Here is a 14,830-nt window from a genome sequence, read left to right on the forward strand (position 1 = left end):
GGTAGCCCTCATGCCCCCAGCGACACACTGGATTGTCGGCCCCGGCGCCATGGGGCGGCTGATCGCCCTGCGACTGGCCGACCAGGTTCCCGTGACACTGATCGGCCGCCGCCGGCTTCCTGCCCGCCAGACTCTGGTGACTCCCGAAGGCGACACCCGGATTGCGCCGCTGGCCCTGGAGCGGATCGATGCCCTACCCGCGGACATCCCGACCATGGTGCATCTGACCACCAAGGCCCACGGTAGCGAAGCGGCCCACGCCGCCCTGGCGGCTGCATTGCCTGATGGCGTGCCGCTGGTGCTGTGGCAGAACGGCTTCGCCTGTCAGCCACGGCTCACCGAGCAACATCGCGGTCCGGTGCTCTGCGCCAGCACCACCGAGGGTGCCCATGTGCAGGGCGATGATCGGGTGACCCATGCTGGCCATGGCCAGACCTTCCTGGGCGCCCTGGATGGCCGTCATGCGCGCCTGGCCAGCTCCCTGGCGCAGACCTTGTCCGCTGCCGGGCTTCCCGCCGAGGCCGTCGACAATATTCACGTGCGGCTATGGCGCAAGCTGGCCGTGAACGCCGCCATCAACCCCCTGGTCGCCCAGTTCGCGATCCGCAACGGCCAGCTTCGCGACCGCCCCTTTCGCCCCATGGTCGAGAGACTGATCGCCGAGGTCGCGGCGACCCTCACCGCTGAGGGCATCACCCCGCCCGGAGGGGGCGGCCTGGAGGGCTGGCGGAAGCTGGTGTGGCAGGTCGTCGAGGCGACGGCGACCAATCGGGCCTCGATGCTGCAGGACGTTCAGGCCGGTCGTCTCACCGAGCATGAGGCGATCCTTGCGCCGCTGCTGGCGGCCGCCTCTCGTCATCGGCTGTCGGTCCCCTGCCTGGCGTGGCATCTGCATGACCTGCGCCGCCGGGCAGCGGCATTGGCGGAACCTCCGGCCGCTTGCTAGGCTGGAGGGGATGACTCCGGATCGGCAGCCATCAAGGACTGCCGCATCAAAGGTCGGGGGAAACATGCAACTGGATTCACCTCTCGTCGCTGTCGTGGCCGCTATGCTGATGTTGGGCGCACTGCCCTCACAGGCCGACTCGACCTCGCCCGCCTACGGGAGCACCGAGCAGAATCTGATGCTCCTCGACAATGGTCTGGTCGTTCAAGGAAACGACGTCGAAACGCCCGACGGCTATACCTCAGGATTTCGCCTGACTGCCGGCTTCACGCCGCAGCGCATGCCACTGCTCGATCTGGGCGCCGAGTTCAGCTATCGCGAAAGCGACGACGTGCCCGTCTCCCTGGCCGACGGCCAGCAACTTCTCGACACCACGAGCCTGGGAGGCAGCCTGATCGCCGGCGTGCGCCTCGGCCCGCTTGGCCTCTACGCCAAGTCAGGCCTGGCCGAATGGCAGGGAGAGCCGGTAAGCGACGGTGACCGGCTACGCGATGGTGGAGGCACGGCCAGGGTTCAAGGGTTCGGTGCTCGCCTGCAGCTGCGTCGTCTGGTCAGCCGCCTGGAATACGAGGAGATTGATGCCCCGGCCATGGATCACCTCAACCTGATGACCGCCTCGCTTCACTTCCCGTTCTAGGTGCGAGCAGCAAGGAGCAAGGAGCAAGGAGCAAGGAGCAAGGAGCAAGGAAGCACGATGGCACTCCCCTACCACAGGCCGCAATAGTTTTCCTTGGCGCTTGCCCCTTGAAGCTTGGCGCTGGCCGAAGGGCTCAGCCCGTATTGCGCAACCCGGCGGCGATCCCGGCCATGGTCACCATCAACGCGCGAGAAAGGTCTGCGCTGATGGCGCCGTCGGCATCGCGATTACGCTGCAGCAGCTCGGCCTGCAGACCATGCAGCGGATCGATATAGGGGTTGCGCACCTCGATTGCCTGACGGATCAGCGGCGTCTTCTCGAGCAACTCCTGCTGGTCGAGCACCTGCAGCAGGCACTCGTTGAGGCGGCCGAAGCGCGTGCGAAGTCGTTCACCCAGCGCCTTGAGGGACGGCTCATCGACCAGGCGGTGCTCATAGTAGGCGGCGATCCCCACGTCGGCCTTGGCCAGCAACATCTCCAGCATGTCCAGGTACGTGCCGAAGAACGGCCACTGGTCGCGCATCTCGCGGAGCATCTCGAGGCCGCCCTCCCCCTCCAGGCGCTGACTGAAGGTCTCGCCACTGCCCAGCCAGGCCGGCAGCATCAGCCGGATCTGGGTCCAGGCGAAGATCCAGGGAATGGCCCGCAGAGTCTCCACGCCGCCGTCCTGCCGCCGCTTGGTGGGCCGAGATCCCAGCGGCAGGCGTCCGAGCGCGCCTTCCGGGGTCACCGAACGGAAATAGGGGACGAAATCGGGATCTTCCCGCACCAGGCCGACATAGGCGCCGTGAGCCACTTTGGCCAGGCGGTCCATCTCCTCGCGCCACTCTGGCCGGGGCGCCGGCGGCGGCAGCAGGCTCGCCTCGAGCACCGCGCACGCATAGATCTCCATGGAGCGCAGGGCGATCTCCGGCTGGCCGAACTTGAAGCGGATCATCTCGCCCTGCTCGGTCACCCGCAGACTGCCGTTCACCGAGCCTGGCGGCTGGGACAGGATGGCCGCGTGAGCAGGGCCACCTCCCCGTCCCACGGTACCGCCGCGACCGTGAAAGAGCGTGAGGTCGACACCGTGGCGATCGCAGACCTCCACCAGCGTCTCCTGGGCCCGATACTGCGCCCAGGCCGCCGCCAGTTGGCCGGCATCCTTGGCCGAATCCGAGTAACCGATCATCACCTCCTGACTGTCGCCCGCCAGGGCGCGATATCCCGGCAGCGCCAGCAGGTGATCGATGACGTCGCCGGCATGGTCGAGATCATCGAGGGTCTCGAACAGCGGCGCGATGGGCAGGCTGACCGTGCCACCCACCTCCTTCATCAGCAGCGCCACCGTAAGCACGTCGGAGGGCTGGGCCGCCATCGAGATAATGTAGGTTCCCAGCGCCTCGCGGTGTTCCGAGGCGATGACCCGGAAGGTCTCGATCACCTCGCGGGACTCCGACGAGCACTCCCAGCGCCTGGGGATCAGCGGGCGCCGGGATGCCAGTTCGGCGAGCAGGAATTCCTGGCGCTTTGCCTCATCCCAGTCACGGTAATGGCCAAGCGCCAGGCCATGGGTCAGTTCCTCCATCACTTGCGCATGGCGACTGGCCTCCTGGCGCAGATCGAGCTTGGTCAGGGTCACGCCGAACACCGCGACGCGACGCAAGGTATCGAGCAACACGCCGTTGGCAATGGTGTCGAGCCCCACGTCACACAGCGAGCGATAGCAGGTCAACAGGGGCGCATAGAGCTGGTCACGGGTCTCGATGATGGGACCGCCCTCGTAGCTGCACCCGTCAAGCTCGGCCTTGGCCCAGTCGCGGGTTGCCTCGACACGGCTCGACAGGCGCTTGAGCAGTTCACGGTAGGGCTCGGCGACATCGCCGACCTCGGCCTTGAGCGCGCTGTTAGCCTTCCACATGGAGAGCTCGGCCTTGAGCTGATCCAGGTCACGCAGATAGAGATCGGCCGCCATCCAGCGGCCCAGCAGCAGCACCTCGCGGGTCACCTTGGCCGTGACGTTGGGGTTGCCGTCACGGTCACCACCCATCCAGGAGGCGAAACGGATCGGCGCGGCATCCAGCGGCAGGCGCTCGCCGGCGGTCCCCAGCAGCAGGTTGTCCAGGTCGCGGTGAAAATCGGGCACCGCCTGCCACAGCGAGTTCTCGATGACCGCAAAGCCCCACTTGGCCTCATCCACCGGCGTCGGTCGCTCATGGCGGATCTCGTCGGTATGCCAGGCCTGGCTGATCAACTCCTCCAGGCGGCCCTGGGCCCGCGCCCCGCGCTCCGGGTAGTCGCCGGAGGACTCGATCGCCGTGAGGCAGTCGTCGATGGCGTCATACTTCTGGATCAGGGTGCGGCGAATGACCTCGGTGGGGTGCGCGGTCAGGACCAGTTCGACGCGCATGCCGGAGAGGGTCTCGACCAGCTTGCGCGGCGAATGGCCCTCGCCCCGAGCCCGCTCGAGCAGCTCGGAGAGCACCGGCTGAGAGCCGGGACGGTAGTCCTCGACCCGGCGGAAGCGCGCGCGATAGTGCTGCTCGGCGATGTTGGCCAGGTTGAGGAACTGGTTGAAGGCCCGAGTCACCGGCAGCAGGTCACGGTCGGGCAGCTTGCGCAGGTACTCGATCAGCGCACGCTGACTGCCGTCCTCGCCCTGGCGACCACGCTTGGCGAAGCCGCGGATGGTCTCGATACGATCAACGAACCCCGGCCCCAGGTCATCGGCGATAGTGCGGCCCAGGCTGTCGCCCAGGATACGGACATTGTCACGCAGTGATTCATGCAGGTCATGGCTCATGCCGGGACTCTCCTTGCGGCGGTTGCTGATCGGGAGGCTCGACGTGCTTGGCGGCCTGCCAGTGGTGCTGCATGGCCGCCAGCCCGGCCTCCTGCAGCGGCACCTCGGCGGCGGCCAGGGCGGCCTCCACATGGCGAAAACGCCGCTCGAACTTGGCATTGGTGGCACGCAGGCACTGCTCGGGATCGGCCTTGAGCGTGCGCGCCAGGTTGGTCACCGCGAACAGCAGATCGCCCACCTCCTCGACGGCATGGTCCCGGTCCCCGTCTGCCAGCGCCTCTTCCACCTCGTCGAGTTCCTCGCGGATCTTGGCCAGCACGCCGCGAGCATCGGGCCAGTCGAAGCCGACACGAGCGGCGCGCTTGGAGAGCTTGGCCGCCCGGGAGAGGGCCGGCAGGGCCCGCGGGACATCATCGAGGACGGATGCCGCCGCGTTATCCTGGGTGTCGCTTGCCCGCTCGGCACGCTCCTCGGCCTTCAGCGATTCCCAGCGGGAGTGGACCTGGGCCGTCTCGACCTCCTCGGCGGAAACGCCCGGCGCGCGGCGCGAGGCCAGGGTGCCGTCGGGGAAGACATGGGGATGGCGGCGCAGCATCTTGGCGGTGAGGACATGCACCACCTCATGGAAGTCGAAGCGCTCTTCCTCGGCCGCGAACTGGCTGTAGTAGACCACCTGGAAGAGCAGATCACCGAGTTCGCCGGGCAACTCGTCCCAGGCCCGCCGCTCGATGACGTCGGCAACCTCGTAGGCCTCCTCCAGAGTATGGGGCACGATGGTGTCCCAGTCCTGCTTCACGTCCCAGGGGCAGCCCTGAGCGGGGTCGCGCAGCACGGCCATCAGCGTGAGCAGGTCATCGAGGTCGTAGCGGTGCTGGCTCATGTCATTTTCCCATTGCGCTTGCCAGACTTGCCCTTTCCGCTGCCGCTGCGCAGCCGACGCACCTCGATGACGTTGGGCAACTGCTGGATCCGCGAGAAGAGGCGTCCCAAGGTCTCCAGGCCGTCGACCTCGACGGTGATCGACATGCGTGCGATGCCGTCCTCGGTATCGGTCAGGGTGCTTACGGAGAGCACGTTGAGGCGGTCGTTACTGAGCACCGCGGTCACATCGCGCAGCAGGCCCGAGCGGTCCCAGGCCTGGATCTCGATGTCCACCGGGTACTGGGTGCGCGCCCGCTCGCCCCACTCCACCTCGATGATGCGTTGGGGTTCGTCCAGGCGCAGCTGCAGGATATTGGGGCAGTCCTGGCGATGCACGGTGACGCCGCGCCCCTGGGTGATGAAGCCAACGATGGCATCACCGGGCACGGGACTGCAGCAGTTGGCCATGCTGGTCTTGAGATTGCCGACCCCGAGCACGGTGATGTCGCTGGCGGTGCCCTTGCCGGGCATCTTGCGGGGCTTGGCCAGCAGGCGGTCGAGCTGCTCCTGGTCATCGCTCTCGCCAAACAGCTGCTGAGCCTGGTGGAGGACCTGGCCGATGCGCAGGTCGCCTGCGCCGAGCGCCGCGTACATGTCGTCCGCGGTGGGGTAGTTGACCTTGTTGGCCAACTTGGTCAGGTCCATGACGTCGACGTCGAGACGCTTCATCTCGCGCTCGAACAGCGCCCGCCCCTCCTCGAGGTTGCGATCGCGGGCCTGCAGCTTGAACCATGCCTGGATCTTGCCGCGCGCCCGCGATGTCCGCACATAGCCCAGGCTGGGATTGAGCCAGTCGCGGCTCGGCCCACCCTTGCTGGCGGTGAGGATCTCCACCTGCTGGCCGGTCTTGAGCCGATAGGTGAGCGGCACGATGCGGCCATCGACCTTGGCGCCCCGACAGCGATGACCCACCTCGGTGTGCACCCGATAAGCGAAATCGATCGGCGTGGCGAGGCGAGGCAAGTCGATCACGTGGCCGTCCGGCGTGAAGACATAAATGCGGTCCGGGGCGACGTCGCTGGTCAGCCCTTCGCGCAGGTCGCCGAAGTCGCCCACCTCCTCATGCCACTCCAGCACCTGGCGCAGCCAGGCGATCTTCTCCTCGTAGCTCGCGCTGCGCGCGCTGGTGTCGTGGCCCTTGTAACGCCAGTGGGCGCAAACCCCGAGTTCGGCTTCCTCGTGCATGGCGAAGGTGCGGATCTGGATCTCGAGGACCTTGTTCTCGGGACCCAGCACCGCCGTATGCAGTGACTGGTAGCCGTTCTTCTTGGGGTTGGCGATATAGTCGTCGAACTCGTTGGGGACGTGATGCCAACGCGAGTGGACAATCCCCAGCATCGTGTAGCAGTCGGCCACCTCGGGCACCAGGATACGCACCGCCCGGATGTCGTGGACCTGGGAGAAGTCGATGTGCTTGCGCTTCATCTTTCGCCAGATCGAATAGATGTGCTTGGCACGTCCGTCGACCTGATAGCGCCTGATGCCCTGGGCGGACATCAGCGACTTGAGGGTCTCCACCACCTCGCTGATGTAGTGGTCGCGGTCCAGACGCTTCTCGGCGAGTTGGCGGGCGATGGCCTTGTACTCCGCCTCATGCAGGTAGCGAAAGGAGAGATCCTCGAGTTCCCACTTGAGCTGTCCGATACCCAGGCGGTGAGCCAGGGGAGCATAGATGTCGAAGACCTCACGAGCCACCTGCATGCGCTTCTCGCGCGGGGCATCGCGCACCTGACGCAGCGCGCAGGTGCGCTCGGCGATCTTGATCAGGGCCACGCGGACATCGTCGATGAGGTTGACCAGCATCTTGCGCAGATTGTCCTGCTGGTCGTGCTGGCTGAGCCCTTGGCTCGGCACTTCGAAGGTGCTGATGGCCGCCATCTGCAGCACGCCGGCGATAAGGCCGGCGACCTCGCCGCCGAAGCGCTTTTCGACCTGCTCCAGGCTGATCAGCGCCTCGCGGACGGCGCGATAGAGCACCGCGGCCTCCAGCGCCGGCTGGTCGAGCTTGAGCTCACCCAGGATATCGGCCATCTCCAGACCCATGCGAAAGCTCGAACCATCCTTGAGCCAGGCCTTGTGAGGTCGGTCGGAAGCCAGCTCCAGCTGCTGCGCCAGCTCGCAGATACGGCGCATCTCCTCGATGTCACGCAGCTTGACGTCTTCCTGCAGGCGCGAAAGCCACTGCTCGATATCGACCCTGCCGTCCCGGGTCAGTGGCTGCTCTTCACGCACTTTAACCATCGCTTGACCCTCCTTGGGCCTGCTGCGGCGAGCCGGAGAACTCGAACAGCAGCATGGATTCCAGGTGTGAGGTGTGCACGAACATGTCGGCAACGGCCGCACGCCGGATGCGATAGCCACCGCGCACAAGATGTGCCGCATCCCGGGCCAGGGTGGCCGGATCACAGGAGATATAGAGCAGCCGCGACACAGGATGTTCCACCAGTGCCCGGCTCACGGCCTCGGCCCCTTCACGCGGCGGGTCCAGGACCACCACCTCGGGGGAGGTTTCCTGAAGCAGCGAGCGCACGGCCGCTGGCCCGGTGAGATCCGCCTGGCGAGCGACGACCTGCAAGGACTGAGCGTGAGCATTGGCTCGGGCATTGTCGCCAAGCCGCGTGACCATCGCCGGGTTGCCCTCGGCCGCCATCACGTGAGCACCGGCAGCTGCCAGCGGCAGGCTGAAGTTGCCCACGCCGGCGAACAGGTCCAGCACACGCTCGCCGCGAGACAGAGGCGACAGCCAGGCAAGCGCCGTGCTTACCATCAGGCGATTGACCTCGCCATTGGCCTGCAGGAAATCCCCCGGGGCGACGCCCAGAGTGAGCTCCCTGTCGGGCCCCGGCACCCGGCACTCGATCGCCGGAACGCGCGTCAACCAGTCAAGACTTGGCGCCTCGCGGCCCAACCAACGCGCCACGTGCACGTCTTGGGCCCGGGCGAAGGCCTGCCAGCGCCGGCTATCGCCGGGGTGGTCACGCAACTGGCGCACCACCACCACGACGGCCCGGTCACTCTCCAGGAGTTCGATATGGCCCACCTGCCGCGGCGCCTCAAGCTCTGCCAGCAGCTGGCGCATCGGCACCAGCAGTGCTTCCAGGGCGGGCACAAGGACGGTACAGGTCTCAAGGTCGACCAGGTAATGGCTGTGGCGCGTGCGAAAGCCCAGGTGAACCACGCCCTCGGCATCGACCTTGACGCCCAGACGAGCACGGCGACGATAGCCCTCTCCCGCCCCGGCAACCAGCTCGGGCGGCGAGGCGAGCGTGATGCCCTGACGCCCCAGCAGCTCTTCCAGTACCGCCTGCTTATGGCGGCGCTGGGCCGGCAGAGCGAGATGCTGAAGATCGCAGCCCCCACAGCGCCCGAAATGCGGACAGGGCGGCACGACACGCTCGGGCGCAGCCTGAACGATGTCGCGCACATGGGCCTCGTCGAAGCGCTTGCGGGTGCGATGAACGGCAACCCTCACCTGCTCGCCCAGCAGCGCGCCCTCGATAAATACCGTCTTGCCCCCGGCGGTGCGCGCCACGCCGCGGCCATCGTGGGCCAGTCCACGTACATCCAAGATGTCCGCCTCCCCGATTCCGGTGGTCTCGCGGGGCTGTTGTCCCTGGCTGCCCTGCAACCCCGACACGCCCGACGAGGCGAGCCTGGGGCGACGCTTGCCCAGCATGGCCATGCTCAGCGCTCCGGGGCAAACAGACCGGTGGAGAGATAGCGGTCGCCACGGTCGCAGACGATAAAGACGATCACCGCATTCTCGACCTCGGCGGCGACCCGCAGTGCCCCGGCAAGCGCCCCGCCGGACGACACACCGGAGAGGATACCCTCCTCACGGGCCAGGCGACGCATGTGCTCCTCGGCCTCCCGCTGGCCAATGTCCAGTACCCGGTCGACGCGGCGTGCATCGAAGATGCTAGGCAGGTACTCCGGGGGCCAGCGGCGGATGCCGGCGATGCTGGCACCGTCTTCGGGCTGCAATCCGATGATCTGCACCTCGGGGTTGCGCTCCTTGAGATAGCGCGACACACCCATGATGGTGCCGGTGGTGCCCATGGAACAGATGAAATGGGTGATGGTGCCGCCGGTCTGTTCCCAGAGTTCCGGGCCAGTGGTGCGATAGTGCGCCAGGGGGTTATCGGGGTTGGCGAACTGGTTCAACGGCTTGCCCTCGCCGCGGGCGATCATGGCTTCGGACAGGTCACGGGCCTCTTCCATGCCGCCGTCCTTGCTCACTTCAATCAGCTCGGCGCCGTAAGCGGCCATGGCCTGCTTGCGCTCAGCGGAAGCGCTTTCCGGCATGATCAGCACCATGCGATAGCCCATGATGGCAGCCGCCATGGCCAGGGCGATCCCGGTGTTGCCCGAGGTCGCCTCGACCAGTGTATCGCCGGGCGCAATCTCGCCACGAGCCTCGGCCTGCTGGAGCATGGAGAGCGCCGGCCGGTCCTTGACCGAACCGGCGGGATTGTTGCCCTCCAGCTTGGCCAGCAGGGTATTGCCGCGCCCGGCGGTGATGCGCTTGAGACGGACCAGCGGCGTGTTGCCGATGGTCTCCTCGAGAGTGGGGAAATGCATGTAACCTTCCTGATGGAAACGCCTTCGCGGCATTATATCCCTGCGGCTGCGCACTGGACAGGCATCTGCCTGCCCTGTGGCATACTGGGTACCGTTTCATCATCCCATGAGCCCGCCGATGTCTCTCAAGACGCGACTGATGCTGCTGATCCTCGGCCTCCCTATGCTGCTGCTGGCTCTGCTGGTCGGCACCGCGCTGACCCTTGAAGATCGCCAGCGCCAGGCGGCGCTGCGCGACGAGCTGACGCGGGGCGTCGAGTTGGTCGCCCCGGCCCTGGCCGAGGCCGCGAGGCAAGGCGATGAGCCTGGCCTGATGCGCCTGGGGGACGGCCTGCTGGCATTGCCGCATGTCCAGGCATTGCGCCTGCAGGATGGGCAAGGCGCGACGCTGCTGGAGCGTGGCAGGATTCGCGATCTGCCGGCACCAGCCGACCACGACGGCATTCAGCTGCGTGAGCACGAGCATCGCTGGCTGCTGTACGCGCCCCTTGGCGTTGGCGAGCCGATACTCGCCTGGCTGGTCCTGGACATCGATACCACGCCCTTGCTGCTGACACGCTATCGCCACCTGGCTATCGGCGGGCTGGCGCTGATGCTCGCCGGTCTGCTGCTGTTCCTGGCGGCCTATGCCACCCTGCGCTGGCTGAGCCAGCCGCTGGAAGACGCCACTCGCGCGCTCGATCGCCTGTCCTTCGGGGTAGTGCCCGAGCCACTGGCCACGCCGCCCACTCCGGAACTGGCGGGACTGGCCCGTCGCGTCAACGCGCTGGCCGCTCATATGGACAGAGCTCGCGAGGAAATGCAGAGCCAGATCGAACAGGCCACCGATGAGCTCCAGGAATCCATGGAGACCATCGAGGTGCAGAATATCGAACTGGATATCGCCCACCGCCGGGCGCTGGAAGCCAACCGCGTCAAGTCGGAGTTCCTGGCCAACATGAGCCACGAGATTCGCACGCCGCTCAACGGCATCGTCGGCTTCTGTCGGCTGCTGGGCCGCTCGCAGCTGGAACCGCGCCAGCAGGAATGGCTGGACCAGGTACAACGCGCCTGCGACAACCTGCTGATGCTGGTCAACGATGTGCTGGATTTTTCCAAGTTGGAGGCCGGCCGCGTGGCGCTGGAGAGGCTGCCGCTGGATATGGTGGGACTGGTCGACGAGGTGCTCGGCCTGCAGGCGCCCCTGGCCCAGCAGAAAGGGCTCCAACTGCTCGGCCTGGTCTATGACGACGTGCCCGCCGACCTCGACGGCGACCCATTGCGGATCCGCCAGGTGCTTACCAACCTGGTCAATAATGCCCTCAAGTTCACTCACCAGGGGGAAGTGATCGTACGGGTCATGCTGGAACAGGCCGAGACCAGCCGAGTGGTGCTGCGCGTAAGCGTCAGCGACACCGGCATGGGCCTCAACGAGGAGGCCCGCCGCCACCTGTTCCAGGCGTTTCACCAGGCCGATATCAGCCATCCCAGGGAGTTCGGCGGCACCGGTCTGGGGCTGGCCATCTGCCGGCAGCTGGTGGAGCAGATGGGCGGGCAGATCGATGTCGAAAGCACGCCCGGCAGAGGCTCGACGTTTTCCTTCACGCTCCCGCTGCCGGGTAGCGCGGAGAACGAGCGCACCCCGGAACTCAGCCTGGACGGGGACGTCGTGGGCATTGAGGAGTCCCATACGCCAACGCGACGCGCCCTCATGCATCTGATGACCCGCTGGGGCGCCTGTGCCACCCCCCTGGCAAAGGTGGAGAGCGATACGGCGCCCGCGCTGGTCGTGGCAGGCCTGAACAGCGACGACCTGGAAGAAGCACGCCTGGCGCGGTGGCGAGGCCGGCTGGAAGGGCTTGGCTGCCCCGCTCTGCTGCTGGTCAACGCCAGCCCCCCCGACCTGCCGACCCTGCCCCTGCCGCATGGCGGCGAGGTCCTCGGCAAGCCGGTCTCCCGCTCGGCCCTGGCCGATGCGGTGTCGCGTCATCTGGTGGCAGCACCGCGGGCGCTGCCGGTAGCGGCGCAAGATCCATCGCCAGCAGCATCGGCACGCCTGCTGGTTGTCGATGATAGCGACGCCAACCGACTGCTGCTGAGCGAGCTGCTGGCCGGGCTGGGCCTGCCGGTGGCCCAGGTGGCAAGTGGCGAAGACGCCCTGTCGCTGGCCCATGACCGGGACTTCGACCTGGTATTGATGGACATCCGCATGGCCGGCATGGACGGCGTGGAGACGACCCGGGCGCTGAGGTGCCTCGGCGGTGGCTGGCGGCGAACACCGATCATCGCCGTCACCGCCCATGTACAGGGTGAACAGCATCAGATGCTGCGCGACAACGGACTCGACGATGTCCTGATCAAGCCGCTGCAGCCCCAGCGCCTCGCTCGGCTGCTGGAGGAATACCTGGGTATCGTGCTGCCGCATCAAGACGCGACGAGCGAACCGGCGGCACACCTTGATACGCCAGGGGAAGAGGGCCAGGAGCTGGCGGTGGTCGACCTGGATCTGGGCGCCCGGCTGGCCGGCGGCCGCGAGTCCCTCGCGCGGGAACTGCTGGCTACCCTAGCCGACTCCCTGTCACACACTGAGCAGGCCATCCGAGATGCCATTGCCCACGACAATGAGGTGGCCCTGCTCGATGCCCTGCATGCCCTCAATGGGGCGTGCCGCTATTGCGGCACGCCGCGCCTGGGCCTACTGGCGGAGACCCTGGAGACCCGGCTGCGATCGCGCGGCATGTCTGCCGTGGCGCCGCTGCTGCCCGACCTGTATACCGCCATGGACGAGCTGCGTGCCTGGCAGGCGGATCAACCCTCGAGCACCACGAAGGCCATGGCCAACGCCTCCTCGTCGGATAGCGACAGATGAACCAGGCGCACGCCGGCCGCCTTGGCCAACTCATGGGCCTTGCCGGAGAGCACCAATGATGGACGTCCCAGGGCATCGTTGACCACCTGGATCTCGGTCCAGCGCATGCCCCGACGCAGGCCGGTGCCCAGCGCCTTGACGAACGCTTCCTTGGCGGCGAACCGCTTGGCCAGGAAGGCTGCCGGCAAGGCATGGCCGCGATACCGTTCGAGCTCCCATTCACCGAGCAGGCGCAGCGCAAAGCGTTCACCATGGCGCCCCATGGCCCGCTCGAAGCGGACCACCCGGGCGAGGTCGGTACCGATCCCGATAATCATCGGTCGTCGTCGACCTCCGCGTGATGGTCATGATCGTGGTCGTGCTCTTCGAGCGATGCCACGAAGCCCGCCTCCTGGCCGGCAATCGCCAGCCGCTTCATATCGGCGACTGCCTCCTTGAGGCCGACGAACAGCGAGCGGGCAATGATCGCATGACCGATGTTGAGCTCATGAATGCCGGGTAACGCGGCGATCGCCTCGACGTTATGGTAGTTGAGGCCGTGACCGGCATTCACGGTCAGGCCCAGCTCGAGGGCCATCTCGATGGAGGCGGCGAGACGCGCGTGCTCGCGACGGGCGGCCTCGCCGGTAACCTCGGCGTAGGCCCCGGTATGCAACTCGATCACTGGCGCACCGGCCCTGGCAGCCGCCTCGATCTGAACAGGCTCGGGGTCGATGAACAACGACACCTCGCAGCCTGCCGAGGAAAGTCGCCGGCAGGCCGCGGCGATGGCCTCGACCCCCCCCGCCACGTCGAGCCCGCCCTCGGTAGTCAGCTCCTCGCGCTTTTCGGGCACCAGGCAGACATGGGCCGGGCGCAGCTCCTCGGCCAGGGCGATCATCTCCTCGGTGACCGCCATCTCCAGGTTCATGCGGGTATTGAGCACATCAACTAGCAGGCGAACGTCGCGCTCCTGGATATGGCGACGGTCCTCGCGCAGGTGCACGGTGATGCCATCGGCACCGGCCTCCTCGGCGAGCAGGGCCGCCTGGACCGGATCGGGGTAGCGGGTGCCACGGGCCTGGCGCAGGGTGGCGATATGGTCGATGTTGACGCCGAGCAGGATACGGGGGGGGTGCATGGGGATCTCCAGGAGTCGAGGGAAAAGTGGCAAGGGGTCAAGGGTAAAGCGATAAGCTGGAAGCTGGAAGCTGGAAGCCAGCATATTGCCACCAACACCTGGGACAAGGCGTTACTTCAAACCCAGGCCGCAATGCGGATGCTGTTCCAACGGCGGGCGAAGCGTGATTCTTAGAGCTTCAAGCTTATGGCTTACAGCTCCTGGCGAAGCCCGGCTCGGCGGCGCTGGGCAAGCTGGCGCATCAGTTCGCGGGAACGAAGTGGACGACTGCCAAGCAGCGGGGCCAGCGCCGCCCGGGTAACCGCCTTGGCGGGGCCGGCCAGCCCGTGCTCGGTCCAGTCGCCGCGCGCCAGCAGGCGCAGGGTGCGCCCGTCGATGCCGCCCTCGCCGGCCACGAAGGCCCGTGAGGCCGGATCGAGCACGTAGCGACGCTGGGGGTCCAGCTCGCCGCCCTCGGGGTCGGTGAAGCGCGGCCAGGCGTCCAGCGCTTCGAGCGCTGCCACCTCGAGCCGACGCAGCGCACCGGCGCGCCCTTCGGGCCGCGGCAGAACATCGAGCATGGCCGTGTAGAAGGCAAACACCTCGTCGACCGGCAGCTCCACCGGCAGCACTCGCGTCAGCAACTCGTTGGCATAGAGGCCACACAACAGTCCCTCGCCGGCGAGCAGGGCCGCACTGCCGCGCCCCTCCATCAGCCGCAGACGCTTGAGCTCACCCTCGCCGACCCAGCTGACATGCAGCGGAGCGAAGGGCTGCAGCCGGCCTCGCGACCGAGACCCGGGGCGCTGAACGCCCTGAGCGACGGCCCTGACACGGCCGTGGTTCAGGGTCAGCAGATCCACCAGGGCGCTGGTCTCGCGGTAGGGCCGCTTGTGCAACAGGAATGCCGGTTCGGGGGTCATAGGGCCTTCGCCAAGGAGCAAGGCAGTTGCCTGCTTCCATCACTGCGGGTCACGAGGGGTTATCCTTGAAGCTTGCCCCTCGTTCCTTGAGCC

11 protein-coding genes are annotated in these 14,830 nt (G+C 66.9%); 3 read left to right on the top strand and 8 right to left on the bottom strand.

Annotation, left to right across the window (positions count from 1 at the left end; genetic code table 11):
* The first annotated feature begins 10 nt into the window (after positions 1-10).
* On the top strand, positions 11-946 hold the full coding sequence (locus FHR95_RS04710) for a ketopantoate reductase family protein (protein ID WP_183313558.1): 936 nt from the start codon (positions 11-13) through the stop codon (positions 944-946).
* Positions 947-1,010: 64 nt separating this feature from the next.
* On the top strand, positions 1,011-1,583 hold the full coding sequence (locus tag FHR95_RS04715) for a hypothetical protein (protein ID WP_246378376.1): 573 nt from the start codon (positions 1,011-1,013) through the stop codon (positions 1,581-1,583).
* A gap of 133 nt (positions 1,584-1,716) precedes the next feature.
* On the opposite strand, the gene ppc is transcribed toward FHR95_RS04715, so the two are convergent.
* From ppc to cysM, 5 genes are read right to left on the bottom strand one after another with little or no spacing between them, the layout of a single operon-like run.
* Complete coding sequence (ppc, locus tag FHR95_RS04720; RefSeq protein WP_183313559.1) at positions 1,717-4,365, bottom strand: phosphoenolpyruvate carboxylase; 2,649 nt, start codon at positions 4,363-4,365, stop codon at positions 1,717-1,719.
* On the bottom strand, positions 4,355-5,245 hold the full coding sequence (gene mazG / locus FHR95_RS04725; protein WP_183313560.1) for a nucleoside triphosphate pyrophosphohydrolase: 891 nt from the start codon (positions 5,243-5,245) through the stop codon (positions 4,355-4,357). Before mazG ends, ppc begins: the two co-directional genes overlap by 11 nt.
* Complete coding sequence (gene relA, locus FHR95_RS04730) at positions 5,242-7,527, bottom strand: GTP diphosphokinase (RefSeq protein WP_183313561.1); 2,286 nt, start codon at positions 7,525-7,527, stop codon at positions 5,242-5,244. Before relA ends, mazG begins: the two co-directional genes overlap by 4 nt.
* On the bottom strand, positions 7,520-8,968 hold the full coding sequence (locus tag FHR95_RS04735) for a TRAM domain-containing protein (RefSeq protein WP_183313562.1): 1,449 nt from the start codon (positions 8,966-8,968) through the stop codon (positions 7,520-7,522). Before FHR95_RS04735 ends, relA begins: the two co-directional genes overlap by 8 nt.
* Positions 8,969-8,970: 2 nt before the next feature.
* The gene (gene cysM / locus FHR95_RS04740; protein ID WP_183313563.1) at positions 8,971-9,867 is read right to left on the bottom strand and encodes a cysteine synthase CysM; all 897 of its coding nucleotides are present in this window, start codon (positions 9,865-9,867) and stop codon (positions 8,971-8,973) included.
* A gap of 118 nt (positions 9,868-9,985) precedes the next feature.
* Between cysM and FHR95_RS04745 the strand changes: the two genes are divergently transcribed.
* Positions 9,986-12,715, top strand: coding sequence for an ATP-binding protein (locus tag FHR95_RS04745; RefSeq protein WP_183313564.1), 2,730 nt, complete (start codon positions 9,986-9,988; stop codon positions 12,713-12,715).
* On the opposite strand, the gene acpS is transcribed toward FHR95_RS04745, so the two are convergent.
* The 3 genes from acpS to recO all read right to left on the bottom strand — a co-directional run bounded on the left by acpS (position 12,655) and on the right by recO (position 14,737).
* Entirely contained in the window at positions 12,655-13,032 is a 378-nt protein-coding gene (acpS, locus tag FHR95_RS04750) for a holo-ACP synthase (RefSeq protein ID WP_183313565.1), read from the bottom strand. The genes FHR95_RS04745 and acpS overlap by 61 nt on opposite strands.
* A complete protein-coding gene (pdxJ, locus tag FHR95_RS04755) occupies positions 13,029-13,835 on the bottom strand; it encodes a pyridoxine 5'-phosphate synthase (RefSeq protein WP_183313566.1) in 807 nt (268 codons plus the stop codon). The genes acpS and pdxJ overlap by 4 nt, the downstream gene beginning before the upstream one ends.
* Positions 13,836-14,026: 191 nt before the next feature.
* On the bottom strand, positions 14,027-14,737 hold the full coding sequence (recO, locus tag FHR95_RS04760) for a DNA repair protein RecO (RefSeq protein WP_183313567.1): 711 nt from the start codon (positions 14,735-14,737) through the stop codon (positions 14,027-14,029).
* Positions 14,738-14,830: the final 93 nt, after the last annotated feature.

Source organism: Halomonas fontilapidosi, assembly GCF_014192285.1.
GTDB lineage: Bacteria > Pseudomonadota > Gammaproteobacteria > Pseudomonadales > Halomonadaceae > Halomonas > Halomonas fontilapidosi.

Coding starts and splice junctions, on each gene's coding strand:
- FHR95_RS04710 (WP_183313558.1), top strand. CDS start 11: ATGCCCCCAGCGACACACTGGATTGTCGGCCCCGGCGCCATGGGGCGG.
- ppc (WP_183313559.1), bottom strand. CDS start 4,365: ATGAGCCATGACCTGCATGAATCACTGCGTGACAATGTCCGTATCCTG.
- FHR95_RS04745 (WP_183313564.1), top strand. CDS start 9,986: ATGTCTCTCAAGACGCGACTGATGCTGCTGATCCTCGGCCTCCCTATG.
- FHR95_RS04715 (WP_246378376.1), top strand. CDS start 1,011: ATGCAACTGGATTCACCTCTCGTCGCTGTCGTGGCCGCTATGCTGATG.
- mazG (WP_183313560.1), bottom strand. CDS start 5,245: ATGAGCCAGCACCGCTACGACCTCGATGACCTGCTCACGCTGATGGCC.
- recO (WP_183313567.1), bottom strand. CDS start 14,737: ATGACCCCCGAACCGGCATTCCTGTTGCACAAGCGGCCCTACCGCGAG.
- cysM (WP_183313563.1), bottom strand. CDS start 9,867: ATGCATTTCCCCACTCTCGAGGAGACCATCGGCAACACGCCGCTGGTC.
- FHR95_RS04735 (WP_183313562.1), bottom strand. CDS start 8,968: ATGGCCATGCTGGGCAAGCGTCGCCCCAGGCTCGCCTCGTCGGGCGTG.
- relA (WP_183313561.1), bottom strand. CDS start 7,527: ATGGTTAAAGTGCGTGAAGAGCAGCCACTGACCCGGGACGGCAGGGTC.
- pdxJ (WP_183313566.1), bottom strand. CDS start 13,835: ATGCACCCCCCCCGTATCCTGCTCGGCGTCAACATCGACCATATCGCC.
- acpS (WP_183313565.1), bottom strand. CDS start 13,032: ATGATTATCGGGATCGGTACCGACCTCGCCCGGGTGGTCCGCTTCGAG.